We start from the raw sequence: 23,232 nt of genomic DNA on the forward strand, positions 1-23,232 counted from the left end.
TCCCCTGCTGCGCTACGCGCTTCTCTCACGGCTGGCAGCAGGCACGCAACGACTACCCAACCACCACCTGCTCGCGGTGCGCCGCCTGGGCCTCGACGACGGCGACCGCCGTCATGTTGACGATGCCGCGCGCGGTTACCGTCGGCGTCAGCACATGCGCGGGCTTGGCCGGCCCGAGCAGAATGGGTCCGACGGGCAGCGCATCGGCCAGCACCTTGGTGAGCTGGAAGGCGATGTTGGCGGCGTCGAGGTTGGGCATGACGAGCACGTTGGCCTCGCCCTTCAGCCGCGAAGACGGCAGCTTGCGGTCGCGAACCATCTGCGAGATCGCCGTGTCCGCCTGCATCTCGCCGTCGACCTCGAGATGCGGCGCCCTGTCGCGCAGGAGGCCGAGGGCTTCACGCATCTTGAGCGCCGAGCGCGTATCCGCCGAGCCGAAATCCGAATGCGATAGCAAGGCGATGTGCGGCTCGATGCCGAAGCGCGTCACGTGCTCGGCGCACAGCATCGTCATCTCGGCGATCTCTTCGGCGCTCGGGTCCGGCCGCACATGCGTGTCGGCGAGGAAGTAGTGCCCCTTTGAGGTGATGACGAGGCTCATGGCCGAGAATTCGCGCACGCCGGGCGTCAGGCCGATGATGTCGCGGATGTGCTTGAGGCGGGACTGGAAGCGCCCCTCGAGCCCGCACAGCATGGCATCCGCATCGCCGCGCGCGAGCGCGACCGCCGCGATGACGGTGGTGTTGGTGCGCACCAGCGTTTTGGCCGCATCCGGCGTGATGCCCTTGCGCCCGGCGACGTCGAGATAGGTCGCGACATAGTCGCGGTAGCGCGGATCGTCCTCGGGGTTGATGAGCTCGAAATCCTTGCCGGGCCGGATCGAGAGGCCGAAGCGCTTCAGCCGCGTCTCGACGACGGCCGGGCGGCCGATGAGGATCGGCTGGGCGATGCCGTCCTCGATCACCGCCTGGGCCGCCCTGAGCACGCGCTCGTCCTCGCCCTCGGCATAGATGACGCGCTTGGGCTCGGCCTTCGCCTGGGTAAAGACCGGCTTCATGATGAAGCCCGAGCGGAAGACGAAACGCCCGAGCGATTCCCGATAGGCCTCAAGGTCCTCGATCGGCTTGCGCGCCACGCCCGTGTCCATGGCGGCCTTCGCCACGGCCGGCGCGATGCGCAGGATGAGCCGCGGATCGAACGGGCTCGGGATGAGCGAATCGGCGCCGAAGGTGCGCGCCTCCCCTCCATAGGCACGGGCGACGACCTCCGACGGGGCCTCGCGCGCGAGGGCGGCGATCGCTTCCACCGCCGCGGCCTTCATGGCCTCGTTGATGGTCGAGGCATGCACGTCGAGCGCGCCGCGGAAGATGTAGGGGAAGCACAGGACGTTGTTGACCTGGTTCGGATAGTCCGAGCGGCCGGTGCAGATCATGGCGTCCGGCCGCACCGCCACGGCGTCCTCCGGCATGATCTCCGGGTTCGGGTTGGCGAGCGCCAGGATGAGCGGCTTGTCCGCCATCTTCGCCACCATCTCCGGCTTCAGCACGCCGGCGGCGGACAGGCCGAGGAAAACATCCGCCCCGCCGATCACCTCGTCGAGCTTGCGCGCGTCGGTCTTCTGGGCATAGGCCGCCTTCCAGCGATCCATCAGCGCCTCGCGCCCCTCGTAGACGACGCCCTCGATGTCCGTGACCCAGATGTTCTCGCGCCGGGCGCCGAGCGAGACGAGCAGGTTGAGGCAGGCAAGCGCCGCCGCGCCCGCGCCGGAAGCCACGATCTTGACGTCGCCGATCGCCTTGCCCGCAAGCTCCAGCGCATTGGTCACGGCCGCGCCGACGATGATCGCCGTGCCGTGCTGGTCGTCGTGGAAGACGGGAATGCCCATGCGGGCCTTCAGCTGCTCCTCCACCTCGAAACACTCGGGCGCCTTGATGTCCTCGAGGTTGATGCCGCCGAAGGTGGGCTCGAGCGCCGCCACGACGTCGACCAGCTTGTCGACCGCCGTCTCGGCGAGCTCGATGTCGAACACGTCGATGCCGGCGAACTTCTTGAAGAGGACCGCCTTGCCCTCCATCACCGGCTTCGAGGCGAGCGGCCCGATGTTGCCGAGGCCGAGCACCGCCGTGCCGTTGGAGACGACGGCGACGAGGTTCTGCCGTGCCGTGACGGTGGCGGCCTCGGCCGGGTCGGCGACGATCTCGAGGCAGGCGGCGGCAACGCCCGGCGAATAGGCGAGCGCGAGATCGCGCTGGTTGCCGAGGGGCTTGGTGGGCTGGATCTCGAGCTTACCGGGCCGTGGATTGCGGTGATAGAACAGCGCGCCCGATTTCAGATCCTGCGAGATATTGTCCGCCATACCGTCCCTCCCCGGACCGCCCCTTGCCGACGGTCCCGACCCCATCACGATTTCCGCTCGGCCACCACCAGCCATTGCTTGGCGAGCAGCGTCTCCAGCCAGCCGAAGCTCAGCGCCATCAGGAGCCAGCGCGCATCGGGAAAGCGGAAGCGCTGCACCGAATGCACGCCGACCAGCGTCAGGCCGCCGACCGTCGCCAGTTCCGCCGCCGTCTCCTTGACGAAGAAGCGCAGATGCGTGCGATCGAGCAGCCCTGCGTCGCGATAGCGGAAATCGCCCTTCATCAGCAACCGCCAGATGAATTTCCAGTGCCGGATATTGGGCACCGAGACGATAAGCCGTCCTCCCGGCGCAAGGAGTGCCGACAGGCGTTTCACCATCGTCCAGGGGTCGGCCATGTGCTCGAGCACGTCGAGGCACAGCACGAGGTCGAGCGAGCCGGGCGCGATCTCGGCCTCCAGCGCCGCCGCCTGGGCATCGCCGCGCCACAGCCGGTCGAAATGCGGCTCGGCCTGCGCCGCGACGGCATCGACATACTCGATGCCGCCCTTCCACGTCACGGCATGGCGAGCCGCCACAGCCCGCGTGGTCGCGCCGGCGCCGCAGCCGACGTCGAGCAGGCGCGTGACGCGCGCGGGCAGGAAGGGCAGTACCTCGGTGCGGGCGGTATCGTAATAGCGGTCGAGCATCGTCAGCCGGTCGATCAGGGCCTTCCGCCTAGCAGGTCGTGCCGCCGCAGGCCAGCCTCAATCTCAGCCTCGCCCCCCGTCTCCAGCGCCCCTGAGAGCGGCAAGGACGGCGGCCGTATCGCCGGACAGGAGGAGCGCCATGAGCGGCACCAGCTCGGCCCGCGGGCGCTCCCACCAGCGGGTGGCGACGAGCGCCTCGACCGTCGCCTCGTCGAAGCGGCGGCGCACGACCCGCGCCGGATTGCCGACGACGACCGCATAGGCCGGCACGTCGCGCGCCACCACCGCCCGCGCGCCGATGACGGCGCCGGGCCCGATGGTGACGCCGGACAGGATGGTCGCGCCCGAGCCCACCCACACGTCCGCGCCGATGACGACATCGCCGCGCGTCGCCTCGGGCGTCGGCAACCCTCGCGCCTCCGGCCACAGCTCCGGCAGGCCCGAGAAGGGATAGGTCGTCACCCAGTCGGTGCGGTGGTTGCCGCCGAGGAAGACGGTGACGTCATCGGCGAAGGAACAGTAGGGGCCGATGACGAGGCACCCGCCCTCGCCCCAGCGTCGCACGCGCAGCCGGCCATAGCTGTAGTCGCCGATCTGCCAGCCGAAGCGGGCGGCCTCGCGCGCATGGAAGAGGCGCGTGAGGTTGTGGGGATTGGTCCAGCGCCGCCACAGCTTCTCGATCCACATGGCTGTCTCCCTAGTCCAGCCCTTCGCGCGCCAGCGCGCCGCGCCCCGTCAGCCATGCCCACGCCCCGGCGGCCGAGCCGCCGTAGCGCTCGATGAGCCGCCGGTTGAAGGTGAGGCAGGCACCCGCCGCCTTGAGCGCGTTGACGGCGAACATGCCAAACGCCGGATCCGGCAGGCCGTACTTGCGCGACACATAGGCGCGCGACCACGCCTGGTGCCAGCGGGACCGGAAGATGCGGCCCGGCTCCGGCGCGCTGGAGCGGCCGCGCCCGTGCATGGCCCGCGCCGCATCGACATGGATCAGTGCCCGGCCGGAATCGGCCATGCGCCGGCACAGGTCGTCATCCTCGTAGAAGAGGAAGATCGCCTCGTCGAAGCCGCCGAGCGCGAGGAAGACGTCCCGCCGGCAGAACAGCGCCGCCCCGGACAGGAAAGGCGCGCAGCAGTCCCCCTCCGGCAGCACGAGGCGCCCGGAAGGATTGTGGAGATAGGGCGAGAGCAGCGAGCGCGGCTGGAAGAAGAAGCGCCCGTCCGCCTCCTCGATGCGCGGGGCGAGGAGCCCGGCATCGGGATAGCGCTCGGCCGCGGCGAGAAGCGCTTTGACCGCACCGGCATCGAGCACGAGGTCCGGATTGACGATGAGGACGAATTCGCTCGCGGCGGCCCGCACGCCGATGTTGCTGGCGCGGCCGTAGCCCTCGTTGCGGGCGCTGCGGATCACCCGCGCGCCGAGATGCTCGGCAAGCGCGGTCGAGCCGTCGCGACTCGCATTATCGACGACGATCGCCGCGGCGCCGCAGGCCGCGACGGCCGCCAGGCAGGCCGGCAGGCAATGGGCCGAATCGTGGGTGACGACGACCGCCGTGACGGCCGAGGCATCGAGCGGCAAGACAGAACCCGTCGAAGAAGGGCCCGGAGCCCGGAAAACAGGCGAAGGGCGGGCGGCGGCCGGCCCTTCGTCGCTTTGACGCAAATCAGGCTGCAAGACAAGTCGAGCGGACGAATGGCCGGCGTGAGAGCTGACGCGCCTCAGCCGCCGCGCCGCCCGCTCATTGCCCGCCGCACGAGCGGGATGACGGCATAGACCATGCCGAAGACCATGAGCGGCACGATGGCGAGTGTGCGCAGGAAGACCGGCCAGTCCTCCATCAGCGGCCCGAGACCGTAGAGGATGGCGGTGATCAGCACATAGGCCCCGGGAATGAGGGCGAGCGCGAAGCGCAGGCGCGACGGCTGCGCTGCAGGAGAGGCGGCGGGGGAAGGAGAAGAAGGGGAAACAGCGGAAGGCATGGGGAACCGTCTCCGTAAAAAACGAAACGATCCGTATCGTTTCGGCCATGGATATAAACGGGCCGTTTCGTTATGTTAAGGGGCGGAGCGAAAAAAACCTGCAGGAAACCGGAGGAGCCCCATGTCCCGCCCCCCTCGTCCGCCGGCGGGCGTCCCGCCGAGCGAGCCGGCCGACAGGTCGATCCCGCCCGACGCGGACGATGACGACGGAGCCCCCTCCCCGTCCGGCATGGCAGACGGGCGCGGCCGCCGCACCTCGATCGGCGCCCGGCGCAATCCGGCGAGCGAGGCGGCGGTCATCGCCGCCGCACGATCCTTGTTGCAGGAAAAAGGTTACGCGGGCTTTTCCATCGACGAGGTGGCGCGCCGCGCGGGCGCGGGCAAGCCGACGATCTACCGCTGGTGGCCGACGAAGGCCGACCTCTTCATCGCCATCTACCAGGCGGACAAGGCGGCCGCCATCGCCATGCCCGACACGGGCTCGCTGGCGCGGGACCTGCGCACGCTCGTCAACGCACTCTGGACCTTCTGGCGCACGACGCCCTCGGGTGGCGCCTTCCGCGCCCTCATCGCCGAGGCGCAGACCAACCCCGCCTCCCTCGCCGCGTTGCGCGACCGCTTCGTCCCCCAGCACATGTGCCGCCTGCGGGAAGTCTTCGACCGGGCCGTGGAGCGCGGCGAGATCGCGCCCGACAATGTCGAGGCGCTCGTCGAGCTCTATTTCGGCTTCAACTGGTTCCGCCTCCTGATGAACCGCATCGACGACGACCCGGACCACGTGGCGCGGGCCGTGCAGATGATGGTCGAGGGGGCGCGGCGGTAGGCTATTCCACGAGCGGGATCGCCTCGCCGAGGGTCAGCCAGTCGGGCCGACGACCGGCATTGAAGAGGGCGGCCGGCGGGCCGACGTCCGCTTGCTCGAAACACCCGGCCGACACGACGAGCCCGTCAGAGATCACCTCCGCCTCCATGTAGAGCTGCGTCCCGCAGACTGGGCAGAAGATTTGCTCCACCCAGCGCCCCGCATCGCTGCCACGCCGGAAGCGGCGATGCTCGCCGGTGGTGCGCACCACGGCGCTCTTGCCGTAGCGCGCCCGCCAGCCGAAGGCCGAGCCCGTCGCCCGCTGGCATTCGCGGCAACCACAGGCATAGACCCGGTCCGGCGGCCCGGCGAGCGTGAGGCTCAGCTGCCCGCAGGTGCAGCGGGCGGTGCGCTCCCGCTCCGCTTCAGGCGGCATGGCGCACCCCGCCCCGCTCGATGAAACGCACCAGCGCCGCGAAATCGTCCGCCGCGTGGCCGGCCGCGAGCGCGGCCTTGAACAGCCCGTCGAGTGCCGCCGGAAGCGCGCGGTCCAGCCCGTGCTCGTCGCCGATGGCCAGGAGATGATGGAAGGCGCTGTAATGCGCCTCGATGGTCGCGAGCGTCGCGGCGTCGCCGCGCCAGCGCCCCTCGCCCACCCGCGCGATGAGATCGTCGGTCGCCGCATCGACCACCGGCTGGAAGTCCCGCATGTATCGGGCATAGGCCTCCAGGCCGATGCCCTCTGCGCGGACCACCGCCAGCGCCTGCAGGGTGCCGAAGAGCTTGCCCCACATCTGTGTCAGCAGCCCCGTGTCGAGCGCGGACGCATGGCCCGCATCCTCGCCGACGAACACGCCGTTGCCGCCGAACACGCGCAGCACGTCGCGATGGCGTTCGAACGCCTGCCGCATGCCGGAGTAGAGTATCGTCGTCTCCGCCCCGCCGATGAAGTTCGGCGTCGCCATGATGGCGCCGTCGAGATAGGCGATGCTCCGCTCCGCCGCCCATCGGCCGGCCTCGCGCGCCTGCCGGGACGAACCGGACGTGAGCTGCACCACCACCTTGCCGGCGAGCGCGCGTTCCACCGCCAGCATGCGCAGCAGCGCGTCCGCCGCCGCATAATCGATGACATTGACGATGACGACATCCGATGCGGCCACCGCTTCTGCCAGTGATTCAGGGGCGTGCGCGCCCGCCGCGACGAGGGGAGCGACCTTCTCCGGCGAGCGGTTCCATACGCGCGTTTCGATGCCCTCTGCGAGCAAGGCTCTCGCGAACGCCGAGCCCATGCGGCCGGCGCCGACGACACAAGTCTTTGTCATGACGGGAAACCCCACCTATCTTGGCGAGCAGCACCCGCCGGGTTGCCGATTGATAGGCGCGGCCTGGCGACAGTGTAAATTACGCACTTTCAAGTAAGCGCTCACCCCAAGGTAAGTGGTTTTGCAATGAAACGCCTCGAAACCGACGAATGCGGCTTCGCCAGCGCCCTCAATGCCATCTCGGGCAAGTGGAAGATGGGCATCCTGTGGGAAGTGACGCTCCGGCCCCGCCGTTTCGGCGAGCTGCGCCGGCTGTTGCCGGGCGTGAGCGAGAAGGTTCTGGCGCAGCAACTGCGCGAGATGGAGGCCGACGACCTCATCCGCCGCGAGGTCTTCCCCGGCGCCGTGCAGAAGGTGGAATATTCCGCGACCGACTTCGGCCGCAGCCTCAACGAGGCCGTCGACGCGCTGTCGCGCTGGGGCAAGGAGTTCGAGAAGCGGCAGGAGCGCAAAGCGATGGTGGCCTGACGCCTCAAGGGACCGTCTCCGCCGCCGAAAAGGAAGGGCGCCCGCTGGGGCGCCCTCGACATTGCCGGTTCGGCTCACTTCTCCGGCAGGTTCAGCCGGATGTGCAGCTCCCTGAGCTGCTTCATCGTCACCTCGGACGGCGCGCCCATCATCAGGTCCTCCGCCCGCTGGTTCATGGGGAAGAGGACGACCTCGCGCAGGTTCTGCGCGTTGCAGAGCAGCATGACGATGCGGTCGACGCCTGGGGCGATGCCACCGTGCGGCGGGGCGCCGTAGCTGAGGGCGCGCAGCATGCCGCCGAACTTCGCCTCCAGCACGTCCTCGCCGTAGCCGGCGATGGCGAAGGCCTTGCGCATGATGTCCGGCCGGTGGTTACGGATGGCGCCCGACGACAGCTCCACGCCGTTGCAGACGATGTCGTACTGGAAGGCCGTGATGCCGAGGATCGTCTTCTCGTCGGCCGGGTCGAGCGCCAGGAAGGCGTCGTGGTCGAAGTTCGGCATGGAGAACGGGTTGTGGGAGAAGTCGATCTTCTTCTCCTCCTCGTTCCACTCGAACATCGGGAAGTCGGTGATCCAGCACAGGTCGAAGCGCTCGCGGTCGATGAGGTCGAGCTCCTCGCCGATGCGCGTGCGCGCCTTGCCGGCGAGCCCGGCCGCCTTGGCCTCCTCCCCCGCCGAGAAGAACACGGCGTCGCCCGCTCGCACGCCGGCGGTAATGGCGATGGCCGCCTGCGCCTCGGCCGGCACGAACTTGGCGATCGGCCCCCTGCCGACGAGCTCGCCGCCCTCGTCCTCAAAGACGATGTAGCCGAGCCCCGGCGCGCCCTCGCCCCGCGCCCAGTCGTTGAGCTTGTCGAAGAACGAGCGCGGCTGGCCCGCCGCCCCCGGCGCGGGGATGGCGCGCACCACGCCGCCGGCCTTGATGACGTTCTTGAAGGCGTTGAACGTCACGTCCTCGCGCAGGAACTCGGCGGTGACGTCGGCGATGATGATGGGGTTGCGCAGGTCAGGCTTGTCGACGCCGTACTTCAGCATCGCCTCGGCGTAGGGAATGCGCGGGAAGACGGGCGTCACCGGCCGGCCCTCGCCGAATTCCTCGAAGACGCCGCGCAGCACCGGCTCCACCGCCTGGAACACGTCCTCCTGCGTGACGAAGCTCATCTCGATATCGAGCTGGTAGAACTCGCCCGGCGAGCGGTCGGCACGCGCGTCCTCGTCGCGGAAGCAGGGCGCGATCTGGAAATAGCGGTCGAAGCCGGCGATCATCGTCAGCTGCTTGAACTGCTGCGGCGCCTGCGGAAGGGCGTAGAACTTGCCCGGATGCAGGCGGCTCGGCACCAGGAAGTCGCGCGCCCCCTCCGGCGAGGAGGCGGTGAGGATCGGCGTCTGGAACTCGAAGAAGCCGCCCTCCTTCATGCGCCGGCGCAGCGAATCGATGATCTGGCCGCGCTTGACGATGTTCTGGTGCAGCTTCTCGCGCCGAAGGTCGAGGAAGCGGTACTTGAGCCGCGTCTCCTCGGGGAAGTTCTGGTCGCCGAAGACCTGCATCGGCAGTTCGCCCGCCGGGCCCAGCACCTCGATCTCCGTGATGTAGAGCTCGACGTTGCCTGTCGGCAGCTCCGGGTTCTCGGTGCCGGCCGGGCGGTTGCGCACCTTGCCGTCGACGCGCACCACCCATTCCGAGCGCAGGGTCTCGGCCACCTTGAAGGCCGGCGAATCCGGATCGACGACGCATTGCGTCAGCCCGTAATGATCGCGCAGATCGATGAACAGCACGCCGCCGTGGTCGCGAATGCGATGGCACCAGCCCGAGAGGCGAACGGTCTCGCCGACATGGGTTTCGCGGAGCGCGCCGCAGGTATGTGAACGGTAGCGATGCATGGGCACGGTGTTCCGGCTCGACGATCGGACGAAGGGTGAATGAGCGCCCGCGCGCGGCAACGGCGCGGCCGCGGGAGAAGCCCACGAGACGGCACGAATGTCAAGGATAGGCCGCGACAAGCGGCCAAGTCTGAGTTATAGCGCGAATACCATGGACTTGATTGCTACGACCGACGCCCTCGCCGCCGCCTGTGCCCGCCTCGCCAAATTCCCCTTCGTCACCGTGGATACGGAATTTCTGCGGGAGACGACGTATTATGCCAAGCTCTGCCTGATCCAGATGGCGAGCCCGGCCGAGGCCGTGCTCGTCGATCCCCTGGCGGAGGACATGGACCTTGCGCCCTTCTATGCGCTGATGGCCGATACCCACGTGGTCAAGGTCTTCCACTCGGCACGGCAGGACATCGAGATCATCTGGCAGGGCGGCAGCGTCATCCCGACCCCGCTCTTCGACACGCAGGTCGCCGCCATGGTCTGCGGCTATGGCGACTCGGTGTCCTACGAGCAACTGGTCAACGACCTCGCCAAGGCACGCATCGACAAGTCTTCCCGCTTCACGGACTGGTCGCGCCGCCCGCTCAGCGAGCAGCAGCTCGCCTATGCCCTCTCGGACGTGACGCATCTGCGCACCGTCTATGCGGCGCTGCATGCGGACCTGGCCGAGAGCGGGCGCGAAAGCTGGCTCGACGAGGAGATGGCGGTGCTCACCGCGCCCGCCACCTACGACACCCATCCCGAGGATGCCTGGCAGCGCCTCAAGGGGCGCATCAAGAAGCCGAAGGAAGCCGCGGTGCTGATGGAGATCGCGGCTTGGCGCGAGCGCGAGGCTCGCAGCCGCAACGTGCCGCGGTCGCGCATCATGAAGGACGACGCCCTCATCGACATCGCCGTGCACGCGCCGACGACGCCGGAGGCGCTCGGCGCGCTGCGCTCCGTCCCCAACGGCTTCGAGCGCTCGCGCCCGGCCGGCGACATCCTCGCCGCCGTCGCACGCGGCGTGGCGCGCGATCCGAAGTCCGTCAGCCTCGGCGAGCGCGGCCGCAAGGCCGGCACCAACGGCGCCACCATCGAGATGCTCAAGGTGCTGTTGAAGGCCGTGGCGGAGAACGAGCGGGTCGCCCCGAAGATCCTCGCCACGGTGGATGACCTCGAGGCCATCGCCCTCGACGACGAGGCGGACGTGCCGGCGCTCACCGGCTGGCGGCGCCAGCTCTTCGGCGAGAAGGCACTCGCCCTGAAGGCCGGGCGCCTGGCGCTCACCGTGGACCGCGGGCGCGTGCGCCTCATCGAATATTGATTAGGCCGCCTCGCTGAGGAACTCGTCGAGGGCACCGACGAGGAACTGGGCCGACCGGGTGAAGTCCTGCGACAGGGCGGCGAGGCTCTGCGCGGCATCGCGCGTTTTGGCCACTGTCTCGCCCATGGCCGACAGGCTCTCGTTCAACAGCGATAACGTCGTCACGCCTGCCCCCGAATCCCTATTGTGCAACGCGCACGTTGTGGAGACCCGGCATTGCGGAACCGTTACCCTTGCATGACACTTCTGCGACAGGCCTTTGTAGTAAAATCCGTTTCCAGTCCCACGAGGCCTACCTGCCATTCTGGATGAGGGGCTCGCGGCCGACGAGGCGTGCGAGCTGTTTGACCCGGTTCAAGAGCCGGTCGCTCGCGAGCGCAGCGAGGTCGCCGGGCAGCGCCAGCACCAGCTTGCCGCCATGCCCCGTGATCGGCGCCCGCGGCAGGACGCCCGGCATGGCGGCCGAGACGAGATAGGCGACTCGCATGGCACCGCCGAGGATGCGCGCCCGGTCGATCATCCGGGTCGTCACCAGTTCCCGGATGCGCGGGCTGATGTCGTCCACCGACAGGCCGACATGGCGGAAGAAGACCGACAGGGCCAGGAAGGCGCGGCCGGGATGGTCGACGCCCACGAAGGCGGCATGGGCGATGATGTTGAGCCCCTGTTCGCCGCGATAGTCGGGATGCGCGCGCCAGCCGATGTCGGCCAGAAGGCAAGCGGCATGGCGCAGGCGGCGCTCCTCCCCCGTCTCGTCGAGGTGGAGCGAGGCAACGAGCTTGTCCGTCCAGCCGATCAGTTCCTCGCCGTGCATCGGCGCGCGCGAGCGCAGCAGGTTGAGCTCGCGCGCCGCGGAGAGCAGCGGATCCGTCCGCCGCTCCTCGTTGGACAACTTCTCGTAGAGCAGCCCTTCGCGCACCCCCTGCGCCGAGATGACGACCTTCTTGGGTTTGCCCTTGCGGATGATCTCTTCCAGCAGCAGCGCCCCGTAGCCGAGCAAGGGCCGGCGGGCCGCCGAGACGGCCTCGATCGATTCGAGCGTGTCGGCATCGACGCGCTCGACGATCTTGGCGAAGTCCGTGACGTCCTTCGGCGCCACCGTATAGCCGTGCATCACGTGCAGCGGATAGCCTTTCTGCGTCATGTGCAGGCGCGCCAGGGCGCGCCACGTGCCGCCGACGGCATAGAAGGTGCGCCCCTTCAGGCGCTCCAGCGGCTCAGCCTTGGCGAAGGCGTCGCGCACCACCTTCGAGGCCTTGCGTATGTTGCCGCCGGTCGTGTCCTGCAGCGCGAGGCCCCCGAGCGGCAGCGAGACACCCTTGCCGAGTTCGAAACCGCGCACGTCGATGAGCTCGAGGCTGCCGCCACCCATGTCGCCGACGACGCCGTCGGCATCGTGGAAGCCGGACATGACGCCGAGCGCCGAGAGCTGCGCCTCCCGGCTGCCCGAGATGAGCTCGATGGGATGGCCGATCGCCGCCTCGGCCCGGGCGAGGAAGTCCGGCCCGTTCTCGGCGTCGCGCGCCGCCGCCGTCGCCAGCACGTGCACCGAGGCGACCTGCATGAGCCCGCACAGGACGCGAAAGCGCGCCAGCGCCCTGAGCGCCTTCTCGACGGCATCGTCGTGCAGCCGCTTCGTCGTCGCCACACTGCGGCCGAGGCCGCAGAGGACCTTTTCGTTGAAGATCGGCGTCGGCGCCCGCGTCATGCCCTCGTAGGCGACGAGGCGGACCGAGTTGGAGCCGATATCAACGATGGCCACCGGTGAGCCGACGTCGAGTCGGCCCGGGGCACGCAGTTCAGGCAGAGGATCCCTTGGCGAGGGTCCTGGGGCGCGAATCCTTGAGAGACTTTCCACGTCCAGACAGACTCGGGTTCGTCATGAAGTACTGATGAGCGTTGAAGGACTGCTCCCCCTTGCCCGGGATGATGCGCTTGCTCGTCCCATCGGGCAATACAGTCCAGCTCTGCTCGTTGTCCAGCAGATTGGCGAGCATGATCTGCTCGAGGATCTGCTCGTGCACGGTCGGATTAGAGATCGGCAGCAGCGCCTCGACCCGCCGATCGAGGTTTCGCTGCATCAGGTCGGCGGAGGAAATGTAGAGATGCGCCTTGGCATGCGGCAGCCCGTGCCCGTTGCCGAAGGCGTAGATGCGGCTGTGCTCGAGGAAGCGGCCGACGATGGACTTGACGCGGATGTTCTCCGACAGGCCCGGAATGCCGGGCCTGAGGCAGCAGATGCCGCGCACGATGAAGTCGACCTGCACGCCGGCCCGGCTCGCCTCGTAGAGCGCGTCGATGATCGTCGAATCGACCAGCGAGTTGCACTTGCCCCAGATCTGGGCCGGGCGGCCGGCCTTCGCATGGGCGATTTCCTCCTCAATATGCTTGAGGAGGCGCGCCTTCAGCGTCACGGGAGACACGGCCATGCGCTCAAGCTCGGCCGGCTCGGCATAGCCGGTGATGAAGTTGAAGATGCGCGCAACGTCCCGCGCGATGACGGGGTCGGCCGTGAAGAACGACAGGTCGGTGTAGATGCGCGCCGTGATCGGGTGGTAGTTGCCCGTGCCGACATGGCAATAGGTGACGAGTTGCCCGCCTTCGCGGCGCACCACCGACGACAGCTTGGCGTGGGTCTTGAGCTCGATGAAGCCGAAGACCACCTGCGCTCCTGCCCGTTCGAGGTCCCGCGCCCAGCGGATGTTGGCCTCCTCGTCGAATCGCGCCTTGAGCTCGACGAGCGCCGTCACGGACTTGCCGGCCTCGGCCGCCTCCGCGAGCGCCTTGACGATGGGCGAGTCCGACGAGGTGCGGTAGAGCGTCTGCTTGATGGCCACCACATTGGGATCGCGTGCCGCCTGCTGCAGGAACTGCACCACCACGTCGAAGGATTCGTAGGGGTGGTGGACGACGATGTCCTTCTGGCGGATGGCGGCGAAGCAATCGCCCCCGTGCTCGCGGATGCGTTCGGGAAAGCGCGGGTTGTAGGGCTTGAACTTGAGGTCGGGCCGGTCGAGCCCGACGAGCTGGCTGAGCTCGTTGAGCGCCAGCATGCCCTCGACCACGAAGATCTCGTCCGTTGTCACATTGAGTTCGTCGGCGACGAAGGCACGCAGCCCCTCGGGCATGGCCGCCTCGACCTCGAGTCGGATGACGCTGCCGCGGCGACGCTGCTTGAGGGCCGATTCGAACAGGCGCACCAGGTCTTCCGCCTCTTCCTCGATTTCGAGGTCGCTGTCGCGGATGACGCGGAAGCCCCCCTGTCCCTTCACCGTGTAGCCGGGGAAGAGCTTGGCCGTGAATAGGACGATGAGTTGTTCGAGCGCGATGAAGCGCTGGGCCCCCGTCTCGGCGAAATCCGGCAGGCGTACGAAGCGCTCCACCCGACTCGGCACGCGGATCAGCGCATTGAGCGAGCGGTTGTCGCTCTGGCGGAAGAGTGCCAGCGCCAGCGTGAAGCCGAGGTTGGAGATGAACGGGAACGGATGGGCCGGATCGACGGCGAGCGGTGTCAGCACCGGGAAAACGTGGTGAAGGAAATAATCGTCGAGCCACAGCCGCTCGGCCCTCGTCAGTTGTCCGGCATCGACGAGAACGATGCCGTTCTCGAGCAGTTCGTCCCTGAGCTCGCGCCAGCGGCGCTGCTGGTCGCTGGCGAGCACCGACACTTCGGCGCCGATGCGCATCAGCTGCTCGGCCGGCGTCAGCCCGTCCTGCGACTGCGTCATGACGCCCGAACGCACCTGGCCCCGCAGGCCCGCGACACGCACCATGAAGAACTCGTCGAGATTGTTGGCGGAGATCGACAGGAAACGCAGTTGCTCCAGCAGCGGATGGCGCTTGTTGGAGGCCTCCTCCAGCACCCGGCGGTTGAACTGCAGCCAGGACAGTTCGCGGTTGATGAAGCGTTCGGGCGACTGGCGCAGCGCCTCGGCAACGGCCGCCTCGGCCGCAACGGCCTCGCCCTGATCGAGCTTCACCGCCTCGCTCTGGCCGCCCGCCGGCTTGATCGCCTCGAGGTTCACCGTCCGCTCCCTTGTCATGTCGTTGCCGCCCTGGCTCGTCCTTGTGCGTCCATTCCAAGACAGACGCATGACGGCCCGGATGCGGCGCCCGGCGGCTTACCACGCCGCACCTCAGCCTCCCACCGGCACGGCCGGGATGCAACCTTCACGGAGGCGTCAGCTTTCGCCCATGGCGAGCGTGGCGAGGACAGCAAGGGCGAGCGGGCGCGTGATGCGCCGGCCGCGGCTCAAGGCCTCCCGGTCGAGGGCGGCGACGAGGCGCTGGGCAGCGGCGAGCGACCGCTCCATGCGCGGCAGGATGGACTCGACCACATTGGTATCGACGACGAGCTGCCGGTCGACGAAAAGCTTGACGAGGACGGCGCGCAGGAGCGCCTCGTCCGGCGCGCCGATGTCGACCGCCGGCGATTGCCGCAGGCGCGAGAGGAGGTCCGGCGTGGCAAGGCCCCAGGCCTCCGGCGCCGTCCGCGCTGTCAAGAGCAGGCTGCTGCCGGTGCTGCGCAGGGCGTTGAGGAGGTGGAAGAAGGCATGCTCGTCGAGCGGGCTGCGGTCGCAATCCTCCACTACCAGAGCCGGTGCGCCGGCAAGCTCCGGCACGGCCGGAAGCGTCACGGCGGCGGCATCGGCGACAGTCGCACCGGCGCGCTCGGCCCACATGACGGCAAGATGCGTCTTGCCCGCCCCCTCCGGTCCGACGAGGCGCAGGACGGGATGCGGCCAGTCGGGCCAACGCTCGATCAGGGCATAAGCGGCCTCGTTGCACGGGCTGACGAGGAAATCCTCCGCCCCGTAGCGTGGCATCAGCGCCAGATCGAGCGGCAGTTGCCGGGGCTTGTCCGCCATGGGCCGGCTCACGCGTCCGTCTCCGGCCGGGGCGGTGGCGGCAGGCCTTCGTCATAGAGCGAGCTTGCCAGATACTGCCGCACGGCAAAGCGCGCGAGGACGCCGAGCGCCGCGGCGATCGGCACGGCAAGGAGAAGGCCGACGAAGCCGAACAGCGAGCCGAAGGCGAAAAGCGCGAACATCAGCCAGACCGGGTGCAGCCCCACCGCATGACCGACGAGCTTGGGCGACAGGATGTTGCCCTCGAGGAACTGGCCGGCGAAGAAGATGGCGAGGGTCGCGCCGATCATGATGTAGTCGGGCCAGAACTGCACGATGGCGACGCCGACGGAGAGCACGAGGCCAGTCAGCGAGCCGACATAGGGGATGAAGCTGATGAGCCCGGCCCCAAGCCCGATGAGCGCCCCGAAGTTGAGGCCGATGAGCGAGAGGCCGACGGCATAGAACGTGCCGAGGATGATGCACACCAGCGCCTGGCCGCGGATGAAGCCGGCGATTGCCCCGTCCATCTCGCGGGCGAGCTGGCGGATGGTCGGCGCGTGCCGACGCGGCAACCAGTTGTCGAGGGTCGCGATCATCCGGTCCCAGTCGACGAGCAGGTAGAAGGCGACGACCGGCGTCACGACGAGCAGGGCGAAGACGTTGACGATGGCCTGCCCGCCCGACCACAGCGATTGCAGGAAGGCGCCGAGCCAGCGCGCCCCCTCCGAGACGACGTTGCCGAGGGACTGCTGCACGTCCTGCAGCACGGCAGGGCCGCCGAGCCGCTCCAGCAGCGTGCCCCCCTGCTCGGCGGCCAGCTGCTGCAGGCGCGACACCGTCTCCGGCAGCTTGCCGATGAAGGCAGCGAGCTGGTTGGCGACAATGGGGACGAGCAGGACGAGCGCGACAATGAAGAGGAGGATGAAGATGCCGAGGATGAGGAGCGTCGCCCACAACCGGCCGAGGCCGATCCGCTCCAGCCGGTCCGCCAGCGGATCGAGCAGATAGGCCAGCGCCAGACCCGCCACGAAGGGCAGCAACATGTCGCGCAGCACGTAGAGTCCCGTGACGACGAGGATCAGAGCCACCAACCAGAAGACGACCTGCCGCTGCGCGATCATGCGATATCCCGAGCTGCCGGCGGCAGCGCCTGTTCCTTGCGGACCCTTACCGGGCGCGGTTACGTGGCCATATGCCGCAGCCACAGAGCGAGATAGGCGCCCGCCGACAGCAGCGTCAAGAGCGCCACGGCCGCGAGCGCAAGATCGTGGACAACGGCGAGATCGAGCCCGAAGGCCCTTGCGCCGAGCACGAGGCCGGCAAAGCCGATCTGCGCGACGGTCGTCATCTTGCTGACCCACAGCGGCCGGATGGCGAGCGGCCGCGCCATGAGCCACGAGAGGACGATCGCCATCAGGATCATGATGTCGCGGAAGACGACGAGGATCGCAACCCACCCCGGCAGGACGCCGACGACGGCGAGGCTCACGTAGATCGAGATGAGCAGCGCCTTGTCGGCGAGCGGGTCGAGATAGGCGCCGAGTTCGCTCTGCAGGCCGAAGCGCCGCGCGAGGAAGCCGTCGACCGCGTCGGAAAGGCCGGCGACGGCGAAGAGCACGAAGGCCGCGAGCCACTGTCCCGAACCGATCATGGCGATGACGACGGGCACGAGGATGAGGCGGGCGATCGTGATGAGATTGGGCAGGGTCATGGTGGCAGGTCGTGACGAGGATGCCCACAATCTAGGCAGCGCGACCGCGCTGTGCGAGCCCCGGAAGCACCAAGGGCCCGTGTCGGGTCTTGCACAGCGGCGCCCGGCATCGTACTGCCCGGACTTAAAGAGCGTGCGGCGCGCGCCCCGGAGCCTGGTCACGATGCAGAAGCCCCCGAAGAACGGTCTCACCTATGCCCAGTCCGGCGTCGACATCGATGCCGGCAACGCCATGGTCGAGGCCATAAAGCCGCTCGTGCGCGCCACGAAGCGCCCCGGCGCCGACACCGAGATCGGCGGCTTCGGCGGCCTCTTCGATCTGAAGGCGGCAGGCTTTCGCGATCCGATCCTCGTTGCGGCCAACGACGGCGTCGGCACAAAGGTGAAGATCGCCATCGACACCGGCATCCACGACACCGTCGGCATCGATCTCGTCGCCATGTGCGTCAATGACCTCGTGGTGCAGGGTGCCGAACCGCTCTTCTTCCTCGACTATTACGCCACCGGCAAGCTCGAGCCGGAGGCGGGCGTCGCCATCGTCAAGGGCATCGCCGAGGGCTGCCGCATCGCCGGCTGCGCGCTGATCGGCGGTGAGACGGCCGAGATGCCCGGCCTCTATGCGCAGGGCGACTACGATCTTGCCGGCTTCGCCGTCGGCGCCGCCGAGCGCGGCACGCTCCTGCCCCGGCCCGATATCGGCGCGGGCGACGTCGTGCTCGGCCTCGCCTCCTCGGGCGTTCACTCGAACGGCTTCTCGCTGGTGCGCAAGGTGGTCGAGACCACTGGCCTCGGCTGGGAGGACGATGCCCCCTTCGCGCCCGGGACGCCCGTCGGCCGGGCGCTGCTGGCACCGACGCGCATCTATGTGCGCTCCGTCCTCGCCGCGCTGAAGGCCGGCGCCGCCGTCAAGGGTCTCGCCCACATCACCGGCGGCGGCTTTCCGGACAACATCCCGCGCGTCCTGCCCAAAGGGCTCGGCGTCAGGCTCGACCTCTCCGCCATCGCGGCTCCGCCGGTCTTCGGCTGGCTGGCCCATGCGGGCGGCATTGCCGAGGCGGAGATGCTGCGCACCTTCAACTGCGGTATCGGCATGGTCGTCATCGCCGCGGCGGACGAGGCCGATGCTGTCGTCGGCCACCTCGCCGACGCCGGCGAGACGGTCTGCCGGCTCGGCGAGGTCGTCATGGCCGTCGAGGGCACCGAGCGGGTGGCGACAACGGGACATCTCGTCCTGTGACCGCCGCCCCGACCAAGAAGCGCGTGGCCGTGCTCATCTCCGGTCGCGGCTCCAACATGACGGCGCTGATCGCGGCAGCCGCCGATCCGGCCTTTCCGGCGACGATCGCGCTCGTCCTGTCCAACCGGCCCGATGCAGCCGGGCTCGCCGTGGCCGTGGAGGCGAACGTCCCGACGGCGGTCGTCGACCATAAGCCACACGGCAAGGACCGGGCGGCCTTCGAGCGCATTCTGGACGAGACCCTGCGCGCGGCCGGCATCGACATCGTCTGCCTCGCCGGCTTCATGCGCGTGCTGACGCCGTGGTTCGTCGAGCGCTGGACGGGGCGGATGCTCAACATCCACCCTTCCCTGCTGCCCGCCTTCCGCGGCCTCGACACTCACGCCCGCGCGCTCGCCGAGGGCGTGCGCCTGCACGGCTGCACCGTGCATTTCGTGGTGCCGGAGCTTGACGCCGGCCCGGCCGTCATGCAGGCAGCCGTGCCGGTGGTGCCGGGCGACACGCCCACGAGCCTCGCCACGCGCGTTCTCACGCAGGAGCACCGCATCTACCCGGCCGCCCTCGCGCTCGTCGCCTCGGGCGCCGTCGCGCTCGACGCTGACGGCCGCATCGCCGGCCCGCCGGCAGCGGAATTCACCACCCACGAGGCGCTTGTCAGCCCGCCGATTCCGGGGTGAACTCCAGGAACGACGAGCGTGCCGGCCTTCCCCACGTCATGGCCGGGCACGCCCCGGCCATCCGCGCCTTCAGCGTCGCACGACGTCAGGGCGTGGATGCCCGCAACAGGCGCGGGCATGACGGCGAGGACGGTTGATCGTCGCAGTGCACGTCCGCATATCGGAACCTGAACAGAGTCCTGAACGATCCAAGACGGCCGGCTGCGGCGCCGGCGAGCCGGAGCGCACCGACCGGGATCAGATAGGCCGTCTGAGATTGCAGGCGTCGAGCGCTTCGAGCGCCTTTCCACGCGCGCTGTCGTTGAAGTAGCCGGTCTGGCGGAAAGCGGCGATTTCGTCCTGCGTCATCGCCGCGATGGTGCGGCGGGCATAGCAGCGGCAGGGCTCACGCAGCGTCTCGCGCGGCGTGGCCATGATCTTCGCCTGGGTGACGAGGCAGGCGTCATAGGCCCGTTCGCGGATCTGCGCCGGCGAGAGATTGGCGGCCGTCGGGTCGGACGGCGGCAAGGGTGCCGTCGTTCCGGAAGCAAGCGCAGGCAAGGCGGCGGTCATCGCGACCGCGAACACGAATGCACCCGAAACAGTCGCAAGACGCACGATCAACCTCCTTCTAGTCGAGACCTTACGCCCGAATCTGCTCCGCCCGTCGGAGCCAGACGCGGTTGTCGTGGAAGGCCGCGCCGCCGTAGGGCGCCACCTGGTCGGCGCCGGTCAGCGTGTTGATGCCCCTGCCGTCCACGAAGCTGGCGTTGGGCCAGATCGATTCCGCGATGAGCACGCCGCGCCGCACCCCGTCATAGAGGCGCGCATGGAGCCGCACCGTGCCGCGCGAATTACCGATCGCAACGAGCATGCCATCTTCGATGCCGCTCGCCGCCGCGTCCTGCGGATGAATGAACAGCTCCGGCCGGCCGCCCTCCTTCTGCGCCGAGGTCGGCGTCTCGGTGAAGGAGGAGTTGAGAAAGTTGCGCGCCGGGCTCGTGGCGAGGCGAAAGGGATGGCGCTCGTCCGCCGTCTCGATCGCGGTCCAGTGGTCCGGCAGGGCCGGCAGGTGCTCGTGCGGACCGAAGAGACCGCTGCGCGGCGCCGGCACCTTCGTCCAGTCCGGCTTGAAGCGGAACTTGCCGTCCGGCCAGTTGAAGCCGTCGAGGAAGTGCGCGTGCCGGAACGGCGGCTGGATGTCGATCCACTTGTTTTCCTCGAGCTCGGCGAGCCGGCCGCGCTTCGAGTTCTCCAGCGTCCAGTCGATCAATTCGCGCGGGCTCATCGCGAAGCCCGGATGCTCGGCGCCGAGCCGTTCGGCCAGCGCGGCAATGACCTCGTGGTTGGAGCGGCACTCGCCCGGCGGCTCGACCAGCTTCGGCCCGAGCAGGATGTGCTGCTGGCCGCCCGCCTGGTAGAGGTCGTCGTGCTCGAGGAACATCGTCGCCGGCAGCACGATGTCCGCCATCAGCGCCGTCTCGGTCATGAACTGCTCATGCACGCAGACGAACAGGTCCTCGCGGGCGAAGCCGCGCTTCACCAGCTCCTGCTCGGGCGCCACCGAGACAGGATTGGTGTTCTGGATGAGGAGCGCCTTCACCGGCCCGCCGCCGCGCAGCGCTTCCGCATCCCCCGTCAGCACGCGCCCGATCTGCGACTGGTCGAGCTGGCGCACCGAGCGATCGAGGGCATCGAGCCCCTCGATCATGGTCTTGCGCCACCCATAGACGCCGCTGTTGCTGTGGAAGGCGCCGCCGCCCTCGTACTGCCAGGCGCCGAGCACCGCGGGCACCGAGAGCGCGGCATGCATGTTGACCGAGCCGTTGCGCTGGCGCGCGAAGCCGTAGCCGAGGCGGAAATAGGCCCGCGGCCGCTCGCCGAGGAGCCTGGCGAAGGCCTCGATCTCCTCGACCGCAAGGCCCGTGACGGCCGCGGCCCATTCGGGCGTGCGCGTCTTGAGATGCGCCTCGAGCTCCTCGGGGCAGTCGGTATATTGCGCGAGATAGGCCCGGTCCGCATGACCGTCGCGGAAGAGCACGTGCATGACGGCGCAGGCGAGCGCCCCGTCCGTGCCGGGCTTGACCAGCAGCGCCATGTCGGCCTGCTTCATCGTCGCATTCATGTAGATGTCGATGGCGACGATCTTCGCCCCCCGCTCCTTGCGGGCGCGCAGGGCGTGGGTCATCACGTTGACCTGGGTGTGCACCGCATTGGTGCCCCAGATGACGACGCAGTCGGACTTCGCCATCTCACGCGGATCGGCGCCGGCGAGCAGCCCCGTGCCGGCGATGTAGCCCGTCCAGGCCGAGGTGGTGCAGATGGTCGAGAACTGGCCGGAGTATTTCTTGACGTGGCGCAGGCGGTTGATGCCGTCCCGCATCACGAGGCCCATGGTGCCGGCATAGTAATAGGGCCAGACCGCCTCCGGCCCATGCTCGGCCTCTACGGCGCGGAAGCGCTCGGCCACCGTGTCGAGGGCCTCGTCCCAGGAGATGCGCTCGAACCGGCCTGATCCTTTCGGGCCGGTGCGCTTCAAAGGGTGAAGCAGCCGGTCGGGATGGTGGATGCGCTCGGCATAGCGGGCCACCTTGGCGCAGATGACACCGGCCGTGTAGCTGTTGTCGCGCGAGCCATGGATGCGGCCGATTGTCTTGCCGTCGATCACCTCCACGTCGAGCGCGCAGGTGGAGGGGCAGTCGTGCGGACAGGCGGAATGCCCGCGGGTGATCTTCGGCTGGACGGTCATCGTTCCACGAAAGCTGCGTTACGGCCTGCGATCATGCCGGGAGCACCCCGGCCCTGTCGAGTGCGCGCCCCATGAAAAAAGGCGAGCCGAGGCCCGCCCTTTCGTCATGGCATCACGCGCGACTGAGGTGTCAGCCGACGATCTCGTTGCCGGCGAAGAACTGGGCGATCTCCACCGCCGCCGTCTCCGGCGCATCCGAGCCATGCACCGAGTTCTCGCCGACGGACTTGGCGAAGAGCTTGCGGATGGTGCCCTCGGCGGCGTTGGCCGGGTTGGTTGCACCCATCACCTCGCGGTACTTGGCGATGGCGCCCTCCCCCTCGAGCACCTGCACGACGACCGGGCCGGAGACCATGAAGTCGACGAGTTCGCCGAAGAAGGGGCGCTCCCTGTGCACGGCGTAGAAGGTCTCGGCCTGCTCCCGGGTCATGCGGATGCGCTTCTGGGCGACGATGCGCAGGCCCGCCTTCTCGATGACGGCGTTGATGGCGCCGGTCAGGTTGCGCTCGGTCGCGTCGGGCTTGATGATGGAAAAGGTACGCTCGAGGGCCATCGGTCGCTCGTTTCGCTCGCTGGAGGTTGAATGAGGTGCGGGGCTTATAGCCGCCGACGCCGCAGTGCACAAGCCGCCCCACGGTTGCGCTGCCTGCGTCAATAGAGCGAAAGGCGCACTTGGCCGGAGCGGCCGACTGTCCGTAAGCTCGCCTTCCCCAGGGAGGACAGAATGAAGCACGCAGCAAGGAGCCTCGGAACGACCGTTGCGTCTCTCGCCGGCCTGATCGGCCTCACCCTCGCTGCGCCTGCCGCATCGGCGCAGGAGGTCAACGGCCAGTGGCTCACCCAAGGCGGCAAGGCGCGTGTCAACATCGCCAGTTGCGGCGCCAAGCTGTGCGGCACCATCGTCTGGCTGCGCGAGCCGAACGACGAAGCCGGCCAGCCGAAGCGCGACGAGCGCAACGTCGATGCGAGCAAGCGCAACCGCCCGCTCATCGGCGTGCCGGTCCTGCTCGGCATGAGCCGTGAGGACTCCGGCCGCTGGAAGGGCGAGATCTACAACGCCGAGGACGGCAAGACCTACACCGCCTTCCTCACCCCGATGAGCGCCACCGAGGTCAAGGTGGAAGGCTGTGTCATGGGCGGCCTCATCTGCAAGGAGCAGCGCTGGACCCGCGCGCGCTGACGCCCCCAATGAGGAGCATGGCGGAAGCAGCACCCGCTTCCGCCTCCCGCCATCG

At 68.7% G+C, this 23,232-nt stretch carries 23 protein-coding genes; 6 read left to right on the forward strand and 17 right to left on the reverse strand.

Annotated elements, in window-relative coordinates:
• Window positions 1–52 precede the first annotated feature (52 nt).
• From BOQ54_RS10520 to BOQ54_RS10540, 5 genes are all read right to left on the reverse strand, one after another.
• The gene (locus BOQ54_RS10520; RefSeq protein WP_071923866.1) at window positions 53–2,356 is read right to left on the reverse strand and encodes an NADP-dependent malic enzyme; all 2,304 of its coding nucleotides are present in this window, start codon (window positions 2,354–2,356) and stop codon (window positions 53–55) included.
• A 44-nt stretch (window positions 2,357–2,400) separates the two neighbouring features.
• Entirely contained in the window at window positions 2,401–3,045 is a 645-nt protein-coding gene (locus tag BOQ54_RS10525; protein WP_071923867.1) for a class I SAM-dependent methyltransferase, read from the reverse strand.
• Between the two features lie 63 nt (window positions 3,046–3,108).
• Window positions 3,109–3,732 carry a CatB-related O-acetyltransferase gene (locus tag BOQ54_RS10530; protein ID WP_186437975.1) on the reverse strand — a complete coding sequence of 208 codons (624 nt, stop codon included), beginning with the start codon at window positions 3,730–3,732 and terminating at the stop codon, window positions 3,109–3,111.
• Window positions 3,733–3,742: 10 nt separating this feature from the next.
• The gene (locus tag BOQ54_RS10535; RefSeq protein WP_055458120.1) at window positions 3,743–4,621 is read right to left on the reverse strand and encodes a glycosyltransferase family 2 protein; all 879 of its coding nucleotides are present in this window, start codon (window positions 4,619–4,621) and stop codon (window positions 3,743–3,745) included.
• 140 nt (window positions 4,622–4,761) lie between these two features.
• A complete protein-coding gene (locus BOQ54_RS10540; protein WP_071923868.1) occupies window positions 4,762–5,022 on the reverse strand; it encodes a hypothetical protein in 261 nt (86 codons plus the stop codon).
• Window positions 5,023–5,143: 121 nt separating this feature from the next.
• Here BOQ54_RS10540 and BOQ54_RS10545 point away from each other — a divergent pair, with 121 nt between their 5' ends.
• Window positions 5,144–5,845 carry a TetR/AcrR family transcriptional regulator gene (locus tag BOQ54_RS10545; RefSeq protein ID WP_245316193.1) on the forward strand — a complete coding sequence of 234 codons (702 nt, stop codon included), beginning with the start codon at window positions 5,144–5,146 and terminating at the stop codon, window positions 5,843–5,845.
• Window position 5,846: 1 nt separating this feature from the next.
• On the opposite strand, the gene BOQ54_RS10550 is transcribed toward BOQ54_RS10545, so the two are convergent.
• Together BOQ54_RS10550 and BOQ54_RS10555 are read right to left on the reverse strand one after the other, a co-directional pair.
• Window positions 5,847–6,260 carry a GFA family protein gene (locus BOQ54_RS10550; RefSeq protein ID WP_055458118.1) on the reverse strand — a complete coding sequence of 138 codons (414 nt, stop codon included), beginning with the start codon at window positions 6,258–6,260 and terminating at the stop codon, window positions 5,847–5,849.
• The gene (locus BOQ54_RS10555; protein WP_071923870.1) at window positions 6,250–7,146 is read right to left on the reverse strand and encodes an NAD(P)-dependent oxidoreductase; all 897 of its coding nucleotides are present in this window, start codon (window positions 7,144–7,146) and stop codon (window positions 6,250–6,252) included. The genes BOQ54_RS10550 and BOQ54_RS10555 overlap by 11 nt, the downstream gene beginning before the upstream one ends.
• Window positions 7,147–7,272: 126 nt before the next feature.
• On the opposite strand from BOQ54_RS10555, the gene BOQ54_RS10560 reads away from it, so the two are divergent.
• Entirely contained in the window at window positions 7,273–7,614 is a 342-nt protein-coding gene (locus tag BOQ54_RS10560; protein WP_071923871.1) for a winged helix-turn-helix transcriptional regulator, read from the forward strand.
• A 74-nt stretch (window positions 7,615–7,688) separates the two neighbouring features.
• On the opposite strand, the gene aspS is transcribed toward BOQ54_RS10560, so the two are convergent.
• Window positions 7,689–9,497, reverse strand: coding sequence for an aspartate--tRNA ligase (aspS, locus tag BOQ54_RS10565; RefSeq protein WP_071923872.1), 1,809 nt, complete (start codon window positions 9,495–9,497; stop codon window positions 7,689–7,691).
• A 151-nt stretch (window positions 9,498–9,648) separates the two neighbouring features.
• Between aspS and rnd the strand changes: the two genes are divergently transcribed.
• Complete coding sequence (gene rnd / locus BOQ54_RS10570) at window positions 9,649–10,794, forward strand: ribonuclease D (protein ID WP_071923873.1); 1,146 nt, start codon at window positions 9,649–9,651, stop codon at window positions 10,792–10,794.
• Here the strand turns inward: rnd and BOQ54_RS20060 are convergent, their stop codons facing one another.
• From BOQ54_RS20060 to BOQ54_RS10595, 6 genes are all read right to left on the reverse strand, one after another.
• Entirely contained in the window at window positions 10,795–10,959 is a 165-nt protein-coding gene (locus tag BOQ54_RS20060) for a hypothetical protein (protein ID WP_186437976.1), read from the reverse strand.
• A 127-nt stretch (window positions 10,960–11,086) separates the two neighbouring features.
• Window positions 11,087–12,556, reverse strand: a complete 1,470-nt coding sequence (gene ppx, locus BOQ54_RS10575; RefSeq protein ID WP_145979756.1) for an exopolyphosphatase — start codon at window positions 12,554–12,556, stop codon at window positions 11,087–11,089.
• Between the two features lie 37 nt (window positions 12,557–12,593).
• Window positions 12,594–14,837 (reverse strand): RNA degradosome polyphosphate kinase, encoded by a 2,244-nt coding sequence (locus BOQ54_RS10580; RefSeq protein ID WP_186437977.1) that lies wholly within the window; start codon window positions 14,835–14,837, stop codon window positions 12,594–12,596.
• Between the two features lie 138 nt (window positions 14,838–14,975).
• Window positions 14,976–15,662: a DnaA ATPase domain-containing protein gene (locus BOQ54_RS10585; protein ID WP_071923875.1), complete on the reverse strand. Its 687-nt coding sequence runs from the start codon at window positions 15,660–15,662 to the stop codon at window positions 14,976–14,978.
• Window positions 15,663–15,670: 8 nt separating this feature from the next.
• Window positions 15,671–16,765 carry an AI-2E family transporter gene (locus BOQ54_RS10590; RefSeq protein WP_055458111.1) on the reverse strand — a complete coding sequence of 365 codons (1,095 nt, stop codon included), beginning with the start codon at window positions 16,763–16,765 and terminating at the stop codon, window positions 15,671–15,673.
• A 59-nt stretch (window positions 16,766–16,824) separates the two neighbouring features.
• Entirely contained in the window at window positions 16,825–17,355 is a 531-nt protein-coding gene (locus BOQ54_RS10595) for a CDP-alcohol phosphatidyltransferase family protein (protein ID WP_083585959.1), read from the reverse strand.
• 163 nt (window positions 17,356–17,518) lie between these two features.
• Here BOQ54_RS10595 and purM point away from each other — a divergent pair, with 163 nt between their 5' ends.
• Window positions 17,519–18,592: a phosphoribosylformylglycinamidine cyclo-ligase gene (purM, locus tag BOQ54_RS10600; protein WP_071923876.1), complete on the forward strand. Its 1,074-nt coding sequence runs from the start codon at window positions 17,519–17,521 to the stop codon at window positions 18,590–18,592.
• Window positions 18,589–19,269 carry a phosphoribosylglycinamide formyltransferase gene (gene purN / locus BOQ54_RS10605; RefSeq protein WP_055458108.1) on the forward strand — a complete coding sequence of 227 codons (681 nt, stop codon included), beginning with the start codon at window positions 18,589–18,591 and terminating at the stop codon, window positions 19,267–19,269. Before purM ends, purN begins: the two co-directional genes overlap by 4 nt.
• A gap of 237 nt (window positions 19,270–19,506) precedes the next feature.
• Here the strand turns inward: purN and BOQ54_RS10610 are convergent, their stop codons facing one another.
• The 3 genes from BOQ54_RS10610 to ndk all read right to left on the reverse strand — a co-directional run bounded on the left by BOQ54_RS10610 (window position 19,507) and on the right by ndk (window position 22,550).
• Complete coding sequence (locus BOQ54_RS10610) at window positions 19,507–19,866, reverse strand: hypothetical protein (RefSeq protein WP_145979757.1); 360 nt, start codon at window positions 19,864–19,866, stop codon at window positions 19,507–19,509.
• A gap of 25 nt (window positions 19,867–19,891) precedes the next feature.
• The gene (locus BOQ54_RS10615) at window positions 19,892–21,997 is read right to left on the reverse strand and encodes a molybdopterin-containing oxidoreductase family protein (RefSeq protein ID WP_071923877.1); all 2,106 of its coding nucleotides are present in this window, start codon (window positions 21,995–21,997) and stop codon (window positions 19,892–19,894) included.
• 130 nt (window positions 21,998–22,127) lie between these two features.
• Window positions 22,128–22,550 carry a nucleoside-diphosphate kinase gene (gene ndk / locus BOQ54_RS10620; protein WP_055458105.1) on the reverse strand — a complete coding sequence of 141 codons (423 nt, stop codon included), beginning with the start codon at window positions 22,548–22,550 and terminating at the stop codon, window positions 22,128–22,130.
• Between the two features lie 171 nt (window positions 22,551–22,721).
• On the opposite strand from ndk, the gene BOQ54_RS10625 reads away from it, so the two are divergent.
• The gene (locus BOQ54_RS10625) at window positions 22,722–23,177 is read left to right on the forward strand and encodes a DUF2147 domain-containing protein (protein WP_063185111.1); all 456 of its coding nucleotides are present in this window, start codon (window positions 22,722–22,724) and stop codon (window positions 23,175–23,177) included.
• Window positions 23,178–23,232 lie beyond the last annotated feature (55 nt).

This window comes from Chelatococcus daeguensis (assembly GCF_001887265.1).
In the GTDB taxonomy this organism is placed as follows: domain Bacteria; phylum Pseudomonadota; class Alphaproteobacteria; order Rhizobiales; family Beijerinckiaceae; genus Chelatococcus_A; species Chelatococcus_A sambhunathii.

Coding starts and splice junctions, on each gene's coding strand:
- purM (WP_071923876.1), top strand. CDS start 17,519: ATGCAGAAGCCCCCGAAGAACGGTCTCACCTATGCCCAGTCCGGCGTC.
- BOQ54_RS10625 (WP_063185111.1), top strand. CDS start 22,722: ATGAAGCACGCAGCAAGGAGCCTCGGAACGACCGTTGCGTCTCTCGCC.
- aspS (WP_071923872.1), bottom strand. CDS start 9,497: ATGCATCGCTACCGTTCACATACCTGCGGCGCGCTCCGCGAAACCCAT.
- BOQ54_RS10560 (WP_071923871.1), top strand. CDS start 7,273: ATGAAACGCCTCGAAACCGACGAATGCGGCTTCGCCAGCGCCCTCAAT.
- BOQ54_RS10590 (WP_055458111.1), bottom strand. CDS start 16,765: ATGATCGCGCAGCGGCAGGTCGTCTTCTGGTTGGTGGCTCTGATCCTC.
- BOQ54_RS10545 (WP_245316193.1), top strand. CDS start 5,144: ATGTCCCGCCCCCCTCGTCCGCCGGCGGGCGTCCCGCCGAGCGAGCCG.
- rnd (WP_071923873.1), top strand. CDS start 9,649: ATGGACTTGATTGCTACGACCGACGCCCTCGCCGCCGCCTGTGCCCGC.
- BOQ54_RS10595 (WP_083585959.1), bottom strand. CDS start 17,355: ATGACCCTGCCCAATCTCATCACGATCGCCCGCCTCATCCTCGTGCCC.
- BOQ54_RS10540 (WP_071923868.1), bottom strand. CDS start 5,022: ATGCCTTCCGCTGTTTCCCCTTCTTCTCCTTCCCCCGCCGCCTCTCCT.
- BOQ54_RS10580 (WP_186437977.1), bottom strand. CDS start 14,837: ATGACAAGGGAGCGGACGGTGAACCTCGAGGCGATCAAGCCGGCGGGC.
- BOQ54_RS10530 (WP_186437975.1), bottom strand. CDS start 3,732: ATGTGGATCGAGAAGCTGTGGCGGCGCTGGACCAATCCCCACAACCTC.
- BOQ54_RS10520 (WP_071923866.1), bottom strand. CDS start 2,356: ATGGCGGACAATATCTCGCAGGATCTGAAATCGGGCGCGCTGTTCTAT.
- BOQ54_RS10555 (WP_071923870.1), bottom strand. CDS start 7,146: ATGACAAAGACTTGTGTCGTCGGCGCCGGCCGCATGGGCTCGGCGTTC.
- BOQ54_RS10585 (WP_071923875.1), bottom strand. CDS start 15,662: ATGGCGGACAAGCCCCGGCAACTGCCGCTCGATCTGGCGCTGATGCCA.
- BOQ54_RS10525 (WP_071923867.1), bottom strand. CDS start 3,045: ATGCTCGACCGCTATTACGATACCGCCCGCACCGAGGTACTGCCCTTC.
- ndk (WP_055458105.1), bottom strand. CDS start 22,550: ATGGCCCTCGAGCGTACCTTTTCCATCATCAAGCCCGACGCGACCGAG.
- BOQ54_RS10550 (WP_055458118.1), bottom strand. CDS start 6,260: ATGCCGCCTGAAGCGGAGCGGGAGCGCACCGCCCGCTGCACCTGCGGG.
- BOQ54_RS10615 (WP_071923877.1), bottom strand. CDS start 21,997: ATGACCGTCCAGCCGAAGATCACCCGCGGGCATTCCGCCTGTCCGCAC.